Origin of the sequence: Enterobacter sp. Crenshaw (assembly GCF_024734705.1) — a bacterium.
Taxonomy (GTDB): domain Bacteria; phylum Pseudomonadota; class Gammaproteobacteria; order Enterobacterales; family Enterobacteriaceae; genus Enterobacter; species Enterobacter asburiae_B.
Window position 1 is genome coordinate 2,502,296 of sequence record NZ_CP102932.1, and the last position, 19,954, is coordinate 2,522,249.

17 protein-coding genes are annotated in these 19,954 nt (G+C 55.1%); 8 read left to right on the plus strand and 9 right to left on the minus strand.

Translation table 11 applies throughout. The features are described 5' to 3' along the window. Positions 1–12 precede the first annotated feature (12 nt). Positions 13–948: a tRNA 2-thiocytidine(32) synthetase TtcA gene (gene ttcA, locus NWV12_RS12000; RefSeq protein ID WP_033145703.1), complete on the plus strand. Its 936-nt coding sequence runs from the start codon at positions 13–15 to the stop codon at positions 946–948. Positions 949–990: 42 nt separating this feature from the next. Here the strand turns inward: ttcA and dbpA are convergent, their stop codons facing one another. The 4 genes from dbpA to NWV12_RS12015 form a co-directional block, all read right to left on the minus strand. Further along, positions 991–2,364, minus strand: a complete 1,374-nt coding sequence (gene dbpA / locus NWV12_RS12005; protein ID WP_033145704.1) for an ATP-dependent RNA helicase DbpA — start codon at positions 2,362–2,364, stop codon at positions 991–993. 27 nt (positions 2,365–2,391) lie between these two features. Further along, positions 2,392–2,565, minus strand: coding sequence for a hypothetical protein (locus NWV12_RS22085; protein WP_305144443.1), 174 nt, complete (start codon positions 2,563–2,565; stop codon positions 2,392–2,394). A gap of 282 nt (positions 2,566–2,847) precedes the next feature. Continuing rightward, positions 2,848–3,831: a zinc transporter ZntB gene (gene zntB, locus NWV12_RS12010; RefSeq protein ID WP_048979165.1), complete on the minus strand. Its 984-nt coding sequence runs from the start codon at positions 3,829–3,831 to the stop codon at positions 2,848–2,850. A gap of 154 nt (positions 3,832–3,985) precedes the next feature. Continuing rightward, a complete protein-coding gene (locus NWV12_RS12015) occupies positions 3,986–5,128 on the minus strand; it encodes a methyl-accepting chemotaxis protein (RefSeq protein ID WP_059346848.1) in 1,143 nt (380 codons plus the stop codon). A 456-nt stretch (positions 5,129–5,584) separates the two neighbouring features. Between NWV12_RS12015 and NWV12_RS12020 the strand changes: the two genes are divergently transcribed. The 4 genes from NWV12_RS12020 to NWV12_RS12035 all read left to right on the plus strand — a co-directional run bounded on the left by NWV12_RS12020 (position 5,585) and on the right by NWV12_RS12035 (position 10,035). Then, on the plus strand, positions 5,585–7,714 hold the full coding sequence (locus NWV12_RS12020) for a bifunctional diguanylate cyclase/phosphodiesterase (protein ID WP_048979164.1): 2,130 nt from the start codon (positions 5,585–5,587) through the stop codon (positions 7,712–7,714). Positions 7,715–7,806: 92 nt separating this feature from the next. After that, the gene (locus tag NWV12_RS12025) at positions 7,807–9,039 is read left to right on the plus strand and encodes a sensor domain-containing diguanylate cyclase (RefSeq protein ID WP_048979163.1); all 1,233 of its coding nucleotides are present in this window, start codon (positions 7,807–7,809) and stop codon (positions 9,037–9,039) included. Between the two features lie 74 nt (positions 9,040–9,113). Next, positions 9,114–9,254 carry an Ecr family regulatory small membrane protein gene (locus tag NWV12_RS12030; protein WP_021240268.1) on the plus strand — a complete coding sequence of 47 codons (141 nt, stop codon included), beginning with the start codon at positions 9,114–9,116 and terminating at the stop codon, positions 9,252–9,254. Between the two features lie 217 nt (positions 9,255–9,471). Then, a complete protein-coding gene (locus tag NWV12_RS12035) occupies positions 9,472–10,035 on the plus strand; it encodes a DJ-1/PfpI family protein (protein WP_033145709.1) in 564 nt (187 codons plus the stop codon). A gap of 91 nt (positions 10,036–10,126) precedes the next feature. Here NWV12_RS12035 and NWV12_RS12040 read toward each other — a convergent pair whose 3' ends face one another. After that, positions 10,127–11,743, minus strand: a complete 1,617-nt coding sequence (locus tag NWV12_RS12040; protein ID WP_048976577.1) for an ABC transporter substrate-binding protein — start codon at positions 11,741–11,743, stop codon at positions 10,127–10,129. Positions 11,744–11,928: 185 nt separating this feature from the next. Between NWV12_RS12040 and mpaA the strand changes: the two genes are divergently transcribed. Next, positions 11,929–12,642 (plus strand): murein tripeptide amidase MpaA, encoded by a 714-nt coding sequence (mpaA, locus tag NWV12_RS12045; RefSeq protein WP_048979162.1) that lies wholly within the window; start codon positions 11,929–11,931, stop codon positions 12,640–12,642. Here the strand turns inward: mpaA and ycjG are convergent. Further along, positions 12,633–13,598, minus strand: coding sequence for an L-Ala-D/L-Glu epimerase (ycjG, locus tag NWV12_RS12050; protein ID WP_048979161.1), 966 nt, complete (start codon positions 13,596–13,598; stop codon positions 12,633–12,635). The two genes, mpaA and ycjG, sit on opposite strands and share 10 nt — an antisense overlap. 107 nt (positions 13,599–13,705) lie before the next feature. Here ycjG and tpx point away from each other — a divergent pair, with 107 nt between their 5' ends. Continuing rightward, positions 13,706–14,212 carry a thiol peroxidase gene (gene tpx / locus NWV12_RS12055; protein WP_023335907.1) on the plus strand — a complete coding sequence of 169 codons (507 nt, stop codon included), beginning with the start codon at positions 13,706–13,708 and terminating at the stop codon, positions 14,210–14,212. A 275-nt stretch (positions 14,213–14,487) separates the two neighbouring features. Further along, positions 14,488–15,696 carry an aldose 1-epimerase family protein gene (locus NWV12_RS12060; protein ID WP_048979160.1) on the plus strand — a complete coding sequence of 403 codons (1,209 nt, stop codon included), beginning with the start codon at positions 14,488–14,490 and terminating at the stop codon, positions 15,694–15,696. A gap of 36 nt (positions 15,697–15,732) precedes the next feature. Here NWV12_RS12060 and tyrR read toward each other — a convergent pair whose 3' ends face one another. The 3 genes from tyrR to NWV12_RS12075 all read right to left on the minus strand — a co-directional run bounded on the left by tyrR (position 15,733) and on the right by NWV12_RS12075 (position 19,833). Then, positions 15,733–17,274, minus strand: a complete 1,542-nt coding sequence (gene tyrR / locus NWV12_RS12065; RefSeq protein WP_023312028.1) for a transcriptional regulator TyrR — start codon at positions 17,272–17,274, stop codon at positions 15,733–15,735. A 112-nt stretch (positions 17,275–17,386) separates the two neighbouring features. After that, a complete protein-coding gene (locus tag NWV12_RS12070; RefSeq protein WP_047651086.1) occupies positions 17,387–18,439 on the minus strand; it encodes a YcjF family protein in 1,053 nt (350 codons plus the stop codon). Next, positions 18,436–19,833 carry a YcjX family protein gene (locus NWV12_RS12075; protein WP_048976573.1) on the minus strand — a complete coding sequence of 466 codons (1,398 nt, stop codon included), beginning with the start codon at positions 19,831–19,833 and terminating at the stop codon, positions 18,436–18,438. The genes NWV12_RS12070 and NWV12_RS12075 overlap by 4 nt, the downstream gene beginning before the upstream one ends. Positions 19,834–19,954 lie beyond the last annotated feature (121 nt).

The following is a 19,954-nucleotide window of genomic DNA, read 5'->3' on the forward strand; positions in this document are numbered from 1 at the left end:
AGGTAGTACTAAATGCAACAGAATCAAGAAATTAACAAAAAAGAGCAATACAACCTGAATAAACTGCAAAAGCGACTGCGCCGTAACGTGGGCGAAGCCATTGCAGACTTCAACATGATTGAAGAAGGTGACCGCATCATGGTTTGCCTGTCAGGGGGTAAAGACAGCTATACCATGCTGGAGATCCTGCGTAATCTTCAGCAAAGCGCACCGGTGAAATTTTCCCTGGTGGCGGTCAACCTTGATCAGAAACAGCCGGGCTTCCCGGAGCACATTCTGCCGGAATACCTCGAGAAGCTGGGCGTTGAGTACAAAATCGTCGAAGAAAACACCTACGGCATTGTGAAAGAGAAAATCCCGGAGGGGAAAACCACCTGCTCACTCTGCTCTCGTCTGCGCCGCGGCATTCTGTATCGTACCGCGACGGAGCTGGGCGCGACCAAAATTGCGCTGGGCCATCACCGCGACGATATCCTGCAAACGCTGTTCCTCAATATGTTCTACGGCGGCAAGATGAAAGGCATGCCGCCTAAGCTGATGAGCGATGACGGCAAGCACATTGTGATCCGCCCTCTCGCCTACTGCCGCGAAAAAGACATTGAGCGTTTTTCTCAGGCTAAAGGTTTCCCGATCATTCCATGTAACCTGTGCGGCTCTCAGCCGAACCTGCAACGTCAGGTGATTGGAGACATGCTGCGCGACTGGGATAAGCGTTATCCAGGGCGTATCGAAACCATGTTCAGCGCGATGCAGAACGTCGTCCCTTCCCATCTCGCGGATGTGGAGCTGTTCGACTTTAAAGGCATCAACCACGAGTCAGAAGTTGTGAACGGCGGGGACCTGGCGTTTGATCGGGAAGATATTCCCATGCAGCCAGCGGGCTGGCAGCCGGAAGAAGATGACAATCAGTTTGAAGAGCTGCGTCTCAACGTGCTTGAAGTGAAGTAAGCGATTAGCGTCTCAGAAACACCTTCTGAGACGCTTCATTCTTTATTTCAGCAGACGTACGCGACAGGTTTTACCCTTAATTTTCCCGTTTTGCAGCTGCTTCCATGCCTTATGGGCAACCGCCTGGCGAACCGCTACGTAGACATGCGCCGGATGGACCGCAATCTTGCCGATATCCGCCCCGTCCAGACCCACATCCCCGGTCAGCGCCCCTAATACGTCACCTGGACGCATCTTGGCTTTTTTACCGCCATCAATGCACAGCGTCGCCATTTCAGCCTCCAGCGGCACAATGCTGGCGCTGGCCGGTGCATTCATCCAGTTCAGCTTAATCTGCAGCATCTCAGAGAGAATATTGGCGCGCTGCGCCTCTTCCGGTGCGCAGAAGCTGATCGCCAGACCGCTGTTTCCCGCGCGCGCGGTACGGCCAATACGGTGCACGTGCACTTCAGGATCCCACGCCAGCTCAAAGTTCACCACCAGCTCAAGGGATTTAATATCCAGACCGCGCGCAGCGACGTCGGTTGCAACAAGAACGCGGGCGCTGCCGTTAGCGAAGCGGACCAGCGTCTGATCGCGATCGCGCTGCTCCAGATCGCCATGCAGAGACAATGCGCTCTGGCCGGCGGCATTCAGGGCATCACAGACCGACTGACAGTCTTTTTTGGTATTACAGAACACCACGCAGGACGCAGGCTGATGCTGGCTAAGCAATTTCTGCAGGAGCGAAATTTTCCCCTGCTGTGAGGTTTCAAAGAACTGCTGCTCGATAGCGGGCAGCGCATCTACGCTGTCGATTTCAATGGTGAGCGGATTTTTCTGCACGCGCCCGCTGATGGCGGCGATGGCCTCCGGCCAGGTCGCGGAGAACAGCAGCGTCTGACGATCGGCCGGGGCGAAACGGATCACCTCGTCAATTGCATCGCTGAAGCCCATATCCAGCATCCTGTCTGCCTCATCCATCACCAGCGTTTGTAACGCATCCAGCGAGACGGTGCCTTTTTGCAGGTGATCCAGCAGGCGGCCGGGCGTTGCGACAATAATGTGCGGCGCATGCTGAAGTGAATCACGCTGCGCGCCGAACGGCTGTCCGCCGCAGAGGGTTAAAATCTTGGTGTTTGGCAGGAAACGCGCCAGGCGACGCAGTTCCCCCGCGACCTGGTCTGCCAGTTCGCGGGTCGGGCACAGCACCAGAGACTGGGTCTGAAAAAGCGCCGCATCGATATGCTGCAACAGGCCAAGGCCAAATGCCGCCGTTTTCCCGCTGCCCGTTTTCGCCTGCACGCGCACGTCACGGCCCTCGAGGATGGCGGGCAACGCGGCCGCCTGAACAGGCGTCATCGTGAGGTAACCCAACTCGTTGAGGTTATCGAGTTGGGCGGCGGGCAGAACATTCAGGGTAGAAAAAGCGGTCACAGTAGTCTCTCGTGGTCATCTTTGCGGTCAGATGGCGCGTATCCTCGCAGATCTCGCGATTCGATGCGACAATTTAATCGGTTCTTGATCTGGCGGCGGGTCGGGCATCGGCTGCGGACGCGGGATGGGATCGGGCATTGGCACCGGATCGGTGGGGACGGGATCGGATTGACGCGATTGTTGCAGTAGCAGAGCGTTCAGGATGCTCATCATTCCCTCCAGAATTTGCTGTCGTCCCTTTTAGGGTAGACGCTGAGAATCAGGAGGCAAAAAAAAGCCGACTATGAAGTCGGCGTCGTACGAATCAATTGTGCTATGCAGTAATTCAAAAAAGGAAGTAAGACAATATGGAGCGCAACGCCCATCGCTTGACGTTGCATTCACCTGCGGGAGTAATATTGCACCTTACGGGGTAGATGTTTATTGACTTCGCTCAATTAAAAGAGCGTTTTGATCCCGTGAAAAGCTGAAAAAAGCGTAAATTTACAGCCATTTACTACGATGCAACCACCATGCAACACCACCAATCAAAACAACTAACATCACGCAAAAGGCGGTAAAGCCGTAGCGATAGGCGCCACCCGGAATTCCACCCAGATTCACGCCAAACAGCCCGGTAAGAAACGTGCTGGGTAAAAACACCATCGCCATCAGGGACATCGTATAGGTTCTTCTCGACAGCGACTCCTGCATCACCTGCGCGATTTCGTCCGCCATCACCGCCGTTCTGGCAATACAGGAATCAATCTCGTCCAGCCCGCGCCCCAGCCTGTCGGCAATATCCTGCATTCTGCGTCGCTGATCGTCATTCATCCAGGTGAGCCTTTCGCTGGCAAGACGCGCATACACGTCGCGCTGCGGCGTCATGTAGCGGCGCATCACAATCAACTGCTTACGCAATAAGGCCAGAAAACCGCGCGGCGGGATCTGCTGATCGAGCAGGTTATCTTCCAGGTCGATGATTTTGTCGTGCAGCTCTTCAATAAATTCACTCGCATGATCGGTAAGGGCGTCGCAGACGTCCACCAGCCAGCTGCCGCAGTCGACCGGCCCGGTGCCCTCTTTCAGATCGTTGACGATATCGTCCAGCGCCAGAACTTTTCGCTGGCGGGTCGACACAATGAGCCCGTCGTCCATGTAGACACGCATCGCAACCAGCTGATCCGGGCGTTCATCCGTGCTGCCGTTAATGCAGCGCAGGGTGATCAGCGTCCCGTCACCCATTCGGCTCACGCGGGGCCGCAGGCTTTCACCCGCCAGCGCATCGCGCACGTTATTGGGCAAGAGCGGCGTCGAGGCCAGCCAGTCAGCGCTGTCCGGATGGGTGTAGTTCAGATGTAGCCAGCAGGGATGCGCACTATCGATCACATCATTATCTTCCAGCGGTCGCGCACCGCCGCGACCATCCAGCACCCACGCAAAAACTGCGTCTGGAACGTTTAGTTCAGATCCTTTAATGCTTTCCACAGCGCCTCCGCCTTTTTAGCTCTTCGGTGTCAGTCTAGCTTTCATCAGGGGTTAAGCAACAACTATGTATCCCATCGCGCTGAAATCGCTCAGGAATTGTACATACCAGGCGGAGGCATGAAAAAAGCCTGGCATGCCAGGCTTTGAGGTGCTGTCAGAGAGAGTGCTCTGGCCGCTGGAGGAAGGATGGCGAACCGCCAGGTGATGAGGATAAGGATGACTGATCGAGCCTGAAATTACGCGTCCGGGTTTGCAGCTCAATCACCTGATTACGCAGTACATCAGACGAACCGTTGAGTTCCTCTGCCATTGCCACGTTACTTTGTGTGACCCGCTCCAGCTCCGATAGCGCCAGGGTAATCTGAGAAATGCCTTTCTCCTGCTCTGAGGTTGACGCGGAAATGTCGTCCATTAAGCGGCTTACATTTCCCGAGCCGGTCACGATTTCATGCATGTTTTTCTCTGCCTGTGACACAACGCTGGCTCCCTGCGTGACGTTACTGCTGGTGACTTCAATCAGCGTTTTGATATTCTTCGCGGCCTCCGCGCTGCGGTGTGCCAGGTTTCTTACCTCTTCCGCGACGACAGAAAAACCCTTGCCATGATCGCCCGCCCTTGCCGCCTCCACGGCCGCGTTGAGCGCCAGGATATTTGTCTGGAATGCAATGCCGTCAATGAGCGAAATAATCTCCGTCATCTGCTGCGCGCATTCGGTAATGGACTGCATATTGCTGGCGACCTGCCCCATCAGCTCGCCGCCCTTGCGCGCCTGTAACGTCGCCACATTTGCCTGCTCGCTCGCCAGGCGGGTGTTATCGGCATTGTTTTTGGTGCTCGCGGCCATTTGCTCCATGCTGGCTGCGGTTTGCACCAAAGACGCTGACTGCTGCTCGGTTTTCACCGATAGCTGAGCGCTACGTGCCGAAAGTTGATCCGATAAGGTCATGGCGGTTTGCGATGACGCCCTGATCTCACGCACCAGCGTCGCAATATTGCCTGAAAGGCTGTTAATGCCGGGGATGAGCCGGCCCGCGCAGTTATTGCCGAATTCAGGGATAGATACGCCAAGGTTACCTGCGGTCACCTCCTCAATACTTCTCTTCACCGTATTGATCGGCGTCACAAGATATTTCGTCATATAGACCCAGAGCAAAAATAGCGCAACGAAATTGATGACATTAAGCGAAATAAAGAGAGATGTATTGCTGGAAAATAGAACAACGACACCTGCACTCACCAAAAAAAGAGAGAAAAGGAACCCGATAATAAAGGTCCTTACACTAATATTTTTTAGCATGATAATACCCACGATTTATATTTTGGTCGGCACTTAGACTTATAGCATTGGCCCGGAAGTTTTTCATCGCAAACGACGCTTGTTTTTTGTTTCGCCGTTAGCATCCTGAGATTTACGTTAAGTCAGATAAAAAGAGCGTATTAGTGAAAATGTTCTGCTCAGCATGCTGTGATACTGGTCTCCCGCCATGTTAAGCGATAGTATCGCCCGCGGTGAGACGACACGATCGCCCTCATATTTAAGGAGCTTTGCTACTGTTATTCGTTCTTGTTTAGCAATGCTTAATATATTAACGAGAGAATATATTTTATATTCTTAATAAGTTTTAGAGTATTAATATGACTGGTCATTTTTCACGATAAATAACTAATATGGTTTGAATGCGCATGTTCGTTGCCCGATAAAGATGTATCCGGCAGGCGAAATCGGTAACCCTCTCAGGCGTGGGATTGCATAATGCTCAATATATCGTGGGACCCTGTGTTAATCGCTATCTCTTATCTGGTGGCGTTTATCGCCTCCTTTGTGGCGCTGGACAGCGCCGGAAAGATCCCCCTCTCCAGCCGAAAGGCTGCCCTGTTCTGGCGCATTGCCGGTGGGGTCACGCTGGGCATTGGCATTTGGTCGATGCACTTTATAGGCATGCTGTCGATGCAAATGCCCATGATGATGAGCTACGACCTCTGGTTAACCCTTGCGTCACTGGGCGTCGCGGTGGTTGCATCAGCCACGGCACTTAATATTGCCGTCGCGGGCAAAAAACTTTCTCCCTTTCGACTGATCTTTGCCACGGCAATCCTGAGCGCTGGCGTGGTGTCGATGCACTACATCGGAATGGCGGCCCTGATGCTGGATGGCAGCATCATCTGGGATCGCCGCCTCGTGGGGTTGTCCGTGGTTATTGCGGTTGTTGCCTCCGGCACGGCGCTGTGGCTGGCTTTCCGCCTGCGGGATAAACACAAAGGCGTCTTTATCAATCGCATTCTCGCGGCCTTCATCATGGGTGCCGCCATTTGTGCGATGCACTATACCGGCATGAGTGCCGCGCAGTTTCAGGAAATGGCGCATACCCTCCCGGGCGGGATCGGCGAGCTGGGGTTATCCATCTGGGTTTCGGTCACCACGCTCTGCCTGCTCGGCGTGATGTTAATCATTTCACTGATCGATTCCCACCGGCGCACCAACCGGCTGACGGATAATCTGCATCAGCTCAACCGCCAGCTTGAGCTACAGGCGCGTTTTGACGCGCTCACCGGGCTCGCAAACCGCCACCAGATGGATCTCCGCATGCAGGATTGTCTGCGCAGCGCGCTGCTGAGCAAGAAGCCATTTGCGGTTATTTTCCTGAACGTCGATCACTTCAAACGCGTTAACGATACGTGGGGTCACAGCGTCGGTGATGAGGTATTGATCACGGTCGCGCAGCGCATCACGGCCCGGCTCACGCGCGAGATGACCCTGGCAAGGCTGGGAGGCGACGCCTTTATCCTGCTGGTGCCGGAATGTGACGACGACAGACTCAACGCCCTGGTCACCGCGCTGCTTGAAGACGTGCGACGCCCTCTGTCCGTCTGCGGACATACGTTAAGCACGACGATCAGCGCGGGCGTCAGCCTCTATCCTCAGGACGGCGAAACGCTGCACGAGCTGAAGCTAAAGGCGGATGCAGCCCTACATCGCGTCAAGGAAGATGGCCGCAACGGCTGGGCGATTTACCGGACCGAGATGTCAACAGCGATCCCGGCGAAACCCGGTTTCCTGCAGGAGCTTTCTCAGGCGCTTGAGCGCGATCAGTTTGAACTGTGGTACCAGCCAACCTGGCATGCGGGAGAGAAAACCATTCACGGTTTTGAAGCCCTTCTGCGCTGGCGGCATCCTGAGCAAGGGGTTGTGCTGCCTAATCTGTTTATCCCTTCCCTGGAACAAACGGGCTTAATTATTCCGGTAGGTAACTGGGCCATTGAAGCGGCATGCCGACAGCTTCATTTCTGGACTGAGCAAGGCTTCAGCCAGTGGACGCTGTCTCTCAACCTATCCCCCATCCAGTTTGAACAGCCTGATATTTTCCAGATCGTCTCGTCGATGCTGGAAAAATATAACTTGTCTCCGTCCCGGCTGATTCTGGAGGTAACGGAAAGCACCGCGCTTAAAAATCTGGACCGCAGCATTGAGTTGCTCAATGCGTTTAATCACGCGGGGATCGTTGTCTCGATTGATGATTTTGGGACGGGCTATTCCAACCTTCTGATGCTGAGCGTGCTGCCAGCAAAAGAGCTCAAGATCGACAGAAGCTTTGTCACGTCGATGCTGGAAAATGAAAAAAGCTACAAGCTGGTTGAAACCATTATCAGTATCGCCCGGACCATGGAGATGAATGTGGTGGCAGAAGGGATCGAGACGGAAGAACAGCAGGCGGTTCTCACCCGACTCGGCTGCGATTACCTGCAGGGATATCTTTTCTCCCGCCCCTTACCTGCCGAACAGGTACCGTGGCTACTGCTGCAGATAAACTCAGACAAACAGATTATACCCATTAATAAAATTCAAACGGACCCCGCATTTATTTCTCAAAAAAATCATGCCTGACGGGGTTAAGTGGAGTATGTTTCAAGGGAGTACACGCGAGTCAATTCTGTCATGATTGTCAGGCACATGTTGTCGATGAACAGGAAACGCCTATGTCGCAACCTTGTTTTGATGCGTTGAATGTAATTAAAACACCCGTGTGGCTCGTTTCACCCGTGTTGGAAAAGATCATTTTTGCGAATGTGGCCGCAACGCAGATCATGGGGGATAAAACGCTCGATGACCTGCGCAAAGGGATCTATTCAGCCAGTGCGCAAACCGTCCTGTCGATGTATGTATCTGAACTGAAAACAGAGCAGGAGATCGTCGAAATCTGGACAACAAGCCGGGATGGACAGGATACGCCGTTAAGCTGTCGCCTCTCGCTTGCCCACTACGCGCCCTGGGGCGATGTGATTGTTTTCGAGGGCATCTCCCAACAAATACTCTCAGGATTGAAGGCCAGCCGTTCCGCTACCTACCGGCGGAAAAAACAGGGTTTTTATGCGCGCTTTTTTCTGACCAACAGCGCCCCGATGCTGTTAATCGATCCGGCCCGCGACGGCCAAATCGTCGATGCAAATCTGGCCGCACTCAATTTTTATGGTTATTCACATGATGACATGTGCAGTAAGCATACCTGGGAAATTAATACGCTGGGGCGAGATGTGATGCCCATTATGACTGCGATTGCCGCGCTGCCCGGTGGTCACAAGCCGCTCAATTTTGTTCACCGCCTTGCCGATGGATCCACCCGCCACGTTCAGACGTATGCCGGGCCCATTGAGATCTACGGTGACAAGCTGATGCTGTGCATCATCCACGATATCACCGAGCAAAAAAGGCTGGAGCAGGAGTTGGAACATGCGGCGTTACGTGACTCCATGACGGGGTTACTCAACCGGCGCCAGTTCTACGCGATTACCGATCAAAGCAATCTGAATAAACTTCCAGCGCAGCAGCAATTTAGCCTGCTGCTGGTGGATACCGACCATTTCAAAAACATTAATGACCTGTTCGGCCATCTGAAAGGCGATGAGGTACTTATCGCCCTTTCCCGGACGCTGGAAGCCTGTAGTCGGGAGGGCGATATGGTGTTCCGCTGGGGTGGCGAAGAGTTCGTTATCCTGCTGCCGCGCACCTCTCTCGACACTGCGATGCAGATTGCCGAGTCAGTCCGTGCAGCCGTTGCCCGCATTACGATTCCAGGCTTGCCGCGGTTTACCGTCAGCATCGGCGTAGCGCGGCACAATCAGGGAGAGAGTATTGACGAGCTGTTTAAGCGTGTGGACGATGCGCTGTATCGCGCTAAAAATGACGGACGCAATAAAGTCCTTGCGGCATGAAACTGGAGTATCCGGAAAAGCCCCGCTACAATGCCCACCTCGAAACAATTAGCGTCAGGTGGGTAAAAGCCGCAATGGGAAAAACAGAAATAATACTCACCTTAATTATTTTACTCCTTATTATATTTGGCTTCTGGTTTATTTTTAGCGGTGAGATCTGGTATCTCGTCGAGTTTCTGGAAAATAGCCTTTACCCGACCTTCGACGCACCGTAACGCACGTTTAATCGCTTGTTTCACCTACCGAATATGTCAGGTATCTGCTTCCCTTACAGCCGCGTAAAATACGCGGCGTTATCCTCCAACAACGTTGATAACGAATCACTTATTCATTTGCTTATGTTGCCCGTGCTCTGACGGGCTTTTTTATTTCCGGCAATTCAGCCACGCCAGGCTATATCTTAATCATCTTTATTGATAGAGGTGAGGAAAGATGAGCAAGAAGATCCTGATGCTGGTTGGCGATTACGCCGAAGATTACGAAACCATGGTGCCTTTTCAGGCGTTGCAGATGATTGGTCATCAGGTGGATGCGGTCTGCCCCGACAAACCGAAGGGCGATTACATCATGACGGCAATCCATGACTTTGACGGCGCTCAGACCTACAGCGAAAAGCCCGGTCACCGCTTTACCCTCAACGCCGATTTTTCAGCCGTAAAGGAGCAGGACTACGACGCGCTGCTCATCCCCGGCGGGAGAGCCCCCGAGTATCTGCGGTTAAATGAGGACGTCTTAAAGCTGGTACAGGCATTTGACGCCGCGCGTAAGCCGATTGCCGCAGTGTGCCACGGACCACAGCTGCTTGCTGCCGCGGGGATTCTGAAAGGACGAACCTGTAGCGCCTACCCGGCCTGCGCGCCTGAAGTCCGTCTCAGCGGCGGACACTACGCCGCTATCGGCATCGATCAGGCCCATGTAGACGGTAACCTGGTGACGGCTCCCGCCTGGCCCGCGCATCCGCAGTGGCTGGCGAAGTTTAATGCGCTGTTAGAATAACAGAGACCCGGCATCGGGCCACGCATAGCGAATGAAGCGGTACCGCGTTTTGCAGACCTGGCGCGAGTAATGCGCCAGGCCTCATAAAACATCAGTGCTTCTCGATAAACATCGTCCGGCTATACGCCACGTCTTCCGGGTTATTGATGGGGTAGCCTTTCACCCAGGGCTTAATCAGGCGACCATTGGTGTACTGGTAAATGGGCGCGATGGGCGCTTTCTCCATGAGGATTTTCTCCGCCATGTTGTAGTCCGTATTCCGCGCTTTCGCCGTGGTTTCCAGCGTCGCCTGGTGGATAATTTTATCGTAGGCCGGCTCATTGAAACGCGAGATATTGCCGCTGTGGGTGGAGGTCAGCAGGGACAGGAAGGTCGACGGCTCATTGTAATCGCCTACCCATGACGCGCGGATCACATCAAAATTGCCGGTATTACGGCTGTCGATATAGGTTTTCCACTCCTGGTTTTGCAGTTTGACGTCCACACCGAGATTTTTCTTCCACATGGACGCCACCGCAATGGCGATTTTCTGATGGTTTTCCGAGGTGTTGTACAGAAGGGTCAACTTCAGCGGACGCTGCGGGCCGTAACCTGCGGCCTGGAGCAAGGTTTTCGCCTGAGCGTTCAGCTCCTGCTGGGACATCTGCTCGAACGGTGAAGGCTCAGGGGTGAAGCCCGCCGTCACGTCAGGGGTGAAATGCCAGGCCGGCTTCTCGCCTGTACCTAATACCTTTTCCGCCATAATGCGGCGATCGATAGTCATGCTCAGCGCAAGACGCACCCGGGCATCGGCCGTCGGGCCCTTTTGCGTGTTAAACGCATAGTAATATGTCCCGAGCTGAGGCGGCGTATACACCTGTCCCGGAATGTCCTTCAGGAGCTTCTGATACATGTTTTTCGGGAACGATTCGGTGATATCAATATCCCCCGCCAGATAGCGCTTAGTGGCGGACGATTCCTGATTAATCGGAATGAAGGTCACTTTTTGCAGGACAGTTTTCGCGTTGTCCCAGTAGTGCGTATTCGGCACGACAACCAGTTTTTCATTCACCACCCGGTCGTTCAGGACGTACGCGCCGTTACCCACCAGGGCGCCCGGACGCGTCCACTCTTTCCCGCTTTCAACGTTCGCTTTTTGCACCGGATAGAAGGCAAAGTTCGCCGTCAGGTTGCTAAACCAGGGAAGCGGTTTGTCCAGCTGGACGCGTAAGGTTCTGGCATCCACCGCCGTCACGCCCAGGGTATCTGGCGCCGCTTTGCCATCGATAATGGCCTGCGCGTTGTTGATGCCTGCCAGCGCCGCAAACCAGGCAAACGGAGAGGTGGTTTTCGGGTCAACCAGACGCTGCCAGCTGTAGACAAAATCCTGCGCGGTAACGGGCGTACCGTCAGACCATTTCGCGTTATCGCGCAGGGTAAACGTCCAGATACGGTTATCGTTGCTCTGCCAGCGCGTCGCCACGCCGGGGGTCAGTTCCCCTTTCTCGTTCTGATTCACCAGCCCTTCGAAAAGATCGCGAATCACCTGAATCTCGGGTAATCCCACCGCTTTTGCCGGATCGAGCGAAGCCGGCTCGTCTTTAATATGCCTGACCAGCTCCTGTTTTTGCGCCAGTACCGTGCCCTGAGGCACATCAGCAGCGTACGAGAGTGTAGAGAGTCCGCACAGGTACAGTGCAGCGCAGAGACGCGAAACAGGATGCTTCATAAGATCCCCTTTGATGAATTCAGGTAACAAGCAGATGCGTAATTATTTGTTTCGAAACAGAGAAATGCAAATACCTTACGCCTGAATAGTGATTTAAGGCAATTCTCAAGCGTTACGGAAACTATTTGATTAACAGCGGGTTTTGCACAACACTGCCAGTAGAGACTTCTTTATCAGGATTTCGTATGGCAATCACCCGACCACGAGCGGAGCGTGGGGCCTTTCCGCCGGGCGCTGAGCAATATGGCCGCTCATTTTTAGGCGCATCGCTGATCTGGTTCCCGGCGCCCGATGCCGATCGCAGCAGCGGTTTGATCATTGCCGGCACGCACGGAGATGAGAACTCGTCCATCGTCACGCTTTCCTGCGCGCTGCGGACGCTGACGCCTTCATTGCGCCGTCACCACGTGATTCTTGCCGTCAATCCGGACGGCTGTCAGCTTGGATTACGGGCGAATGCGAGGGGCGTTGACCTGAACCGTAATTTCCCGGCGGCAAACTGGCGCGCCGGAGAAACGGTTTATCGCTGGAACAGCTCCGCCGAGGAGCGGGACGTGGTGCTGCTGACGGGAGACAAGCCCGGCTCGGAGCCGGAAACGCAGGCGCTGTGCCAGCTTATCCATAAGATCCACCCCGCCTGGGTTGTCTCCTTCCACGATCCGCTGGCCTGCATTGAAGATCCGCGTCACTCCGAACTGGGCGCGTGGCTGGCGCAGGCTTTCGCCCTGCCGCTCGTCACCAGCGTGGGCTATGAAACACCCGGATCGTTCGGAAGCTGGTGCGCCGATTTGAGCCTGCCCTGCATCACCGCTGAATTCCCGCGGATTTCCTCCGACGAAGCCAGCGAAAAATACTTAAACGCGATGATGGAGCTACTGCGCTGGCAGCCTCAAAGATGAAGCACGCCGCTGGTAAAATTAAGCGCCGGTGAAACGTCGACCGCCAGCCACGTCGGGCCATCCAGATCGGCGAAACGGATCTGATTGACCAGCGGTAGCGCCGCGCCGATCGCCCGGGATGTGCAGAGCATGCATCCCAGCATCAGGGAAAAGCCCTGCGCCTGCGCTTCCGCCGCCAGGGCCAGCGCTTCTGTCAGCCCGCCGGTCTTGTCGAGCTTGATATTGACCATCTCATAGCTGCCCTTAAGCGCGCTCAAATTCTCGCGGGTATGACAGCTTTCATCCGCACAGACGGGCAGCGGATGGATAAAATTCTTCAGCGCCGCATCATCCTTCGCTGGCAGAGGCTGTTCCAGCATCGCCACGCCCAGGTCAGCCAGCAGCTGGCATCGCGCGGCAAGCCCCTCGGGATGCCACGACTCGTTGGCGTCAACAATCAGCGTGGCCGAGGGAACCGCCGAGCGAATGGCGACCATCCGCTCGCTGATCAGGCGATCGTCGAGCTTCACTTTTAACAGCGTGGCCCCTGCGTCATAGAGCGCTTTTGCGCTGGCAGCCATCTGCTCCGGCTCACCAATCACGACCGTTTGCGCCGTCACGACGGACTCCGGCAGCGATACCCCCAGCAAGGACGTCAGCGATTGTTGCTGCCTGGCGGCCTCAAGGCTCCAGAGCGCACAGTCGATGGCGTTGCGCGCAGCCCCGGCGGGTAAACGCTGCTGTAACGCCTCGCGCGTGAGCCCTTTTTGCAGGTCAGGCACCAGGGTCATGATATGCGCCATCACCGACGCAGGACTTTCTCCATAGCGCGGGTAAGGCGTACATTCCCCAACGCCTTTAACCCCCTCTTCTTCAATTTCAACCACGACCACGCTGGCTTCACTTCGACTGCCGCGGGAGATCACAAACGGGGTATGCAATGGCCAGGCTTCTTCATAGACCTTAACGCTTCTCATCACTGACTCCTTGCGGCCCGGAAAGGCGAAAAATTTGGTTTGCCGTGTTATCCGCTGATGGCATACACTAGCCCCGACGTTAACTATATGTAAACAGGAAGATATCTATGTCACAACTCGTTCATTTCCAGGGCAACCCGGTTGCTGTTGCAGGTTCCATTCCGCAGGCTGGCAGCAAAGCGCAGGCTTTTACTCTGGTGGCTAAAGATCTGTCTGACGTCACACTGGCTCAGTTTGCGGGTAAACGCAAAGTACTGAACATTTTCCCAAGCATTGATACCGGCGTTTGTGCCGCGTCCGTGCGTAAATTCAACCAGCTGGCGACTGAAATGGACAACACCGTTGTGCTGTGCATTTCCGCTGACCTGCCGTTTGCCCAGTCCCGTTTCTGCGGTGCTGAAGGCCTGAGCAACGTTATCACCCTCTCCACCCTGCGCAGCGCAGATTTCCTCGAGAAATACGGCGTCAGCATCGCGGAAGGCCCACTGAAAGGTCTGGCGGCACGTGCCGTACTGGTTCTGGATGAAAACGACACCGTTGTCTTCAGCGAACTGGTTAACGAAATCACCACCGAGCCGGATTACACTGCCGCGCTGGACGTGCTGAAAGCATAATAAGTACTTAGCATTCTATACAACTTATTCTCAACCTCGCCGCGGCGGGGTTTTTTATTATAATAAAGCTGAATCGTTAAAGCATAAATGCTCACAAATCACATTAGTCATGCAATAAAAACGTCGACGCGTAACATTAACGTGATCAATAACGCATAATAATCGTTAAAATTCTCTATTTTCGACCGCAGTGAAGCACATCACATTTCCCTTTTTGCCTAAACATTAGATTTGCTTACGAAAGAAAATAATCGTTTCAGCAAAAAGGATAAAATATGAAAATTAAATTCGCTTTTACGCTCCTTGCGGTACTGATTTCTGGCCATGCAGCGGCCAAAACCTGGGTGCTGACAAGCGCTGAAAGCAGCGTAGAGAAAGGAAACTGGAAGATTTCCAGTGATGAGCTGAAAGTTAAAGACCAAACGTTCAGCATTGAGCAAAAAGTCTTGCACGGTGGTAAACAGGAAGGCAGCAAAGTCATCATAATCAGCAGTAAAGACGGCCTGACAATTACCCTGAGCCCGACCCGCGGGATGAACCTTCTGCATGTAGAAGGCTTTGGTACCCGACTGGGGTGGAATTCGCCCGTTAAAGAGGTCGTTAATCCGGCATATATCAATCTTGAGAGCCGCAACGGTCTCGGCTGGCTGGATGGTTTCAACGAGATGATGGTGCGCTGTGGCTATGAGTGGACAGGACATCCGGTCACCGCTGACGGGCAAATTTACACCCTGCACGGCAGGGCCGGTAATACCCCCGTTTCGCAGGTCGAGGTTGAAATCGCCGATGCCGCCCCGCATGAGATCCGCGTTCGGGGTTTGATCAAAGAGAGCACGTTTAAAAAATCGGATCTGCAAACCATGACCGAACTGCGCTACGTTCCCGGAACCAACCAGTTCAGTCTGCATGATGTTCTGACCAACCATGCGGATTACCCTCATGATTACCAAATCATCTATCACAGCAACTTCGGCACGCCGATCCTCGAAGAAGGCGCCCGCTTCCTTGCGCCGGCGGCGAGCGTGAGCCCGTTCAATGACTACGCCAAGGCGGGCGTTAACGACTGGCAAACCTATGCCGGGCCGACAAAAGGCTTTGATGAGATGGTCTTTAACATTAAACCGCTCGCGGACAATAACCACGAAACGCTTGCGGCGGTGGTCAATAAAGCCGGAGATAAAGGCGCGTCAATCCAGTTTGATACCCGCCAGCTGCCCGTGCTGACCTTATGGAAGAACACCGACACGCTGAAGCAGGGCTACGTCACGGGCATTGAGCCAGGCACCAGCTACGCCTACCCCGTTACGATTGAACGCGAGCAGAAGCGGGTTAAGCAGCTGCAGCCCGGTGCCAGCGCGCAGTTTGACCTGACCTATACCCTGCTGCACAGCCCGCAGCAGGTGAAAGAGGTCGAAAACAGGATTGCATCGATTCAGGGAGAGACAAAAACAGACATCGTTAACACGCCTATGGCGAAGGAATAACCATAAAGTAAAAAGCCTCTTTACAGAGGCTTTTTGTTATTCGTCGCCTTTCTTATGATTCAACCCATACTCACGCAGCTTGTTCGCGATCGCGGTATGCGAGACGCCAAGGCGTTTTGCCAGCTTGCGGGTGCTGGGATAGCTGCGGTACAGCTGCGTCAGCACTGAACGCTCAAAACGGCTGGTGATATCGTCCAGCGAACCTTCCATCGCCTCTTCGCCGACCGATACCGTCCCCGCGTCGTAATCAGGCAACAGAATATCCTGCGGACGCAGTTCATAGCCTTCCAGCTGGGTCAGCGCACGATAAACGGCGTTTTTAAGCTGGCGAATGTTGCCCGGCCAGCCGTAGCGCATGAGCACCGTGCCGAGATCGGCAGACAGCTTCGGACGCGGCACCCCCTGCTCGTCGGCAAAGCGGGCGACGAACAGCTCCGTGAGCGGCATGATGTCCTGCGGGCAATCGCGAAGCGGGGGAATATTCAGCGTCAGGACGTTGAGACGGTAATAGAGATCTTCGCGGAAGATCCCCTTTTGCACCAGTTCCACCAGGTTTTTCTGGGTGGCGCAAATGACGCGCACGTCCACATGCACTTCGTGATCCTCACCGACGCGGCGGAAGGTTCCGTCGTTCAGGAAACGCAGAAGCTTAGCCTGCATGCGCGGCGACATTTCGCCGATTTCGTCCAGCAGCACGGAGCCACCGTTAGCCTGCTCGAAGAACCCTTTCTTGCCTTCCGGCGCGTGACCAAACAGCTCGCTTTCAACGGCATCTTCCGGAATAGAGGCGCAGTTAAGTGCCAGATAAGGCTTAGCCGCACGCGGGCTCGCCAGATGCACGGCGTGAGCCAGCAGGTCTTTCCCGGTGCCGGTATCCCCGGTAATCAGCAGCGGCGCGGTCAGGCTTGCGAGCTTGCGCGCCTGGTCAACCACATGACGCATTTTCGGGCTGACGGCAATAATCTGGCTGAACGCGCCGACATCCTGACTGGAGAGGTTTTGCAGCTGGCGCCCCATGCGTAACGTTGAGCGCAGCATAATCACCGCCCCGGTCAACACGCGGGTATTCCCTTCCCCTTTCAGATAGACCGGCGTGATCTCCATCAGGAAATTTTGCCCGTTAATCACCACATGCTCGCTAAGCGTGTTCTGCGGATTGCTGTCCAGCCAGCGCTGGAAGTTAAAGCCGGGGATCAGCTGCGCGGCGTTATGATTGCTGAGCTTCTCCTGGCTCTGCGCGAAAAGCTGGCAGCTCGCGTGGTTAACGCGCTCAACTTTGCTTTTCAAATCCAGGGAGAGGAACGGCTCAGGCATCGCTTCCAGCAGCGCGCTCAGCGCCAGATGCTCACGCTCAGAGGGCATCCAGGGAATGGTGCGTACATCCGTAACGCCAGCGATACGGCGGATTTCCGCCATCAGGCTGCTGAAGGTATTAAATTCAATTTCGGCAAAATTGAGGTAAATTCGCCCGACAGGATCGATCTCAATGCCACGTAAATCAATGCTACGTAAAACAAGAAGATCGAGTAACTCGCGGGTCAGACCGAGACGGTCTTCACAGAAGACTTCAAGACGCATGGGAAATTCACCGTTTTAAGCCAATAACAGTAAAATGATATGCCAGAACACGGTGATCGGGAAGATGGCTGTCAACAAATATTGACAGCCAGCACGATAAGTGAACAAAACCTCACGGAGCCGGTTTTTTATTGAGCGTCTCTTTAAGCTGGCCGATCAGCTCGCGCCTGAAATCCCCCAGCCGGGGCTTATCGCCATCAATCCACGGCAGCGGACGGCAGACTTCCATCGCTTTAATCCCCAAACGCGCGGTCAATAATCCCGCGCCGATACCCTGGGCGGCACGAGCGGAAAGACGCGCCGCCAGATCCTGCGACATCCAGTCCATTCCGACTTCGCGCACCAGTTCACTCGCCCCGGCAAACGCGATATTGAGCAGGACCAGCTTGAACAGCCGGAGTCGACTGTAGTAACCCAGCTCTATGCCGTAAAGGTTCGCGATACGGTTGATCAGGCGCAGGTTACGCCAGGCGATAAAGGCCATATCGACCAGCGCCAGCGGGCTGACGGCAATCATCAGGGTGGATTCCGCCGCAGAGCGGCTGATCTCGCGTCGCGCCTGGGCATCCAGCACCGGCTGAACTATATGGGAATAGAGCGTCACCACTTCCCGGTCATTCTGGGTTTCATGGATGGCGGCATACCAGCGCTGAAGCGCCGGATGCGACTGATCGATTCCGGCCTGGCTGGCCAGCTTTTCACAGAACGCGCGGCCTTTGCCGGTGCCGTGACTGTGGAGCAGATCCCGCGCTTCATCACGCTCGTGTGCTCGCTGGCGCAAACGCCAGAGCCGCCGCCACTCGGTGGCAACCGACCCGATACCCGCCCCTACAATCAGCGCGCCCGCGGCACATCCGCCCAGCGCGACCCAGTCCTGAGTTTGCCAGGCATTCATCGTCCACTGCACGCCCTGCCCAACCACGCTTACGCCAAACAGCGCCAGACCGGCGGTGACCATCCTGCGCCACAGGCTGCGTTTTGGACGCAGGGCGGCTTCCACAACCGCCTCTGCCGGACCTTCCTCGACGCCGGGCTCCTCTGTCAGGGCCGGAGCAAAGTTATCAGCCTGCGTGCCGCTGAACGTCTGCGCGGTTTTGAACGCCTCCTGAGGATCCTGCTCAAGCGTTCCGGTAAAGTCTATGCGCGGTTTTAACGGTTCCGTCATCGCAATTTATCTCCAATCAAAAACTCCAGCGCCGCATCCAGACGGATGTGTGGTAATGGCCTATCGACGCTCATTGCCTGCGGGCGGAAGGCTTCAAACTGGAAACCCTGATTCTGCCAGAAGGCCTGACCCGGCAGCCGCGCAGGCACTTCGCCCGGATAGACGGTAAGCGGTTCACCGTCGCTGAGCCGGTTCCCGCGTAATGCCGGTATTTTCTCGCCGTTAAGATCAATCAGCCCGCTTTGCGTTGCCTGCACGGACGCAAGCCCAAGGCAATCCATGCCGATCCCTTCGAAGGCGGCGTTTTGCCAGGCGTCCTGCACCAGCTGCTGCAGCAGCGATACCATATTGGCATGCTGGTCGACCGTGACGTGATCGGCCTTGGTGGCCGCAAAGAGCAGTTTATCGATCACCGGTGAGAACAGACGGCGAAACAGCGTCCGCTGCCCGTAGTGAAAACTTTGCATCAGCTGCGTCAGCGCCAGGCGCATATCGTTGAAGGCCTGCGGCCCGCTGTTGAGCGGCTGCAGACAATCCACCAGCACAATCTGACGGTCAAATCGCAAGAAATGGTTTTTATAGAATCCCTTGACCACTTTTTCACAGTAATAATTGTAACGCTCGCGCAGCATCCCGGCGTTAGTGTGCCTGTCGGCCTGCGCCAGCTTCGACTCGCCCACCCCATCCACGTCCGGCCAGGGGAAGAACTGAAGCGCAGGCGCGCCCGCTAAATCACCCGGCAGGACAAAGCGACCCGGCTGAATGAAGTGCAACCCTTCCTGTTTGCACTGGTGCAGATACGCCGTCCAGGATTCGGCAATGGCCGCCAGACGGTTTTCATCGGCCGGCGCAAGCGGGTCCAGGCCTTCGCACAGCTGTCGCCATTTGGCCGACCACCCGGCGCGCTGCCCCTGTAACAAGCCCGTCATCTGGCGGGACCAGCTGAGGTAATCCTGCGCCAGCATCGGCAGGTCGAGCAACCATTCACCGGGGTAATCGACGATTTCAAGGTACAGCGTAGAAGTATCCTTGAAGTGGCGCATCAGGGATTCATTGGAGCGAAAGCGGAGCGCGAGGCGAATTTCACTCACCCCTCGCGTCGGCGTCGGCCACATGGGCGGATCGCCATAGAGCTGCGCCAGCCCTTCGTCATAGGTAAAACGTGGAATCCCAAAATCACGCTGAGGAACGCGCTTCACGCCCAGCAGGCGTTCTTCCCGCACCGCGCTGAGCAGCGGCAGACGCGCCCCGGCGTGCAGGTTCAGGAGCTGGTTCACCATCGCGGTGATAAACGCCGTCTTACCGCTGCGGCTCAGCCCCGTCACGGCCAGACGCAGATGACGGTCAACGCCGCGGTTCACCAGTGAATTGATTTCGTTTTTAAGTCGCTTCATCGCCGTCCTTCGTTGCCTGGAAGCCTTGAATGCATGGCTTCAGAATACAATAAATGGGGGCAGATCGTTGATTATCAATTCTTATTTATTGCTATTGCCGTTTTCTCTCCAGTAAGATGAA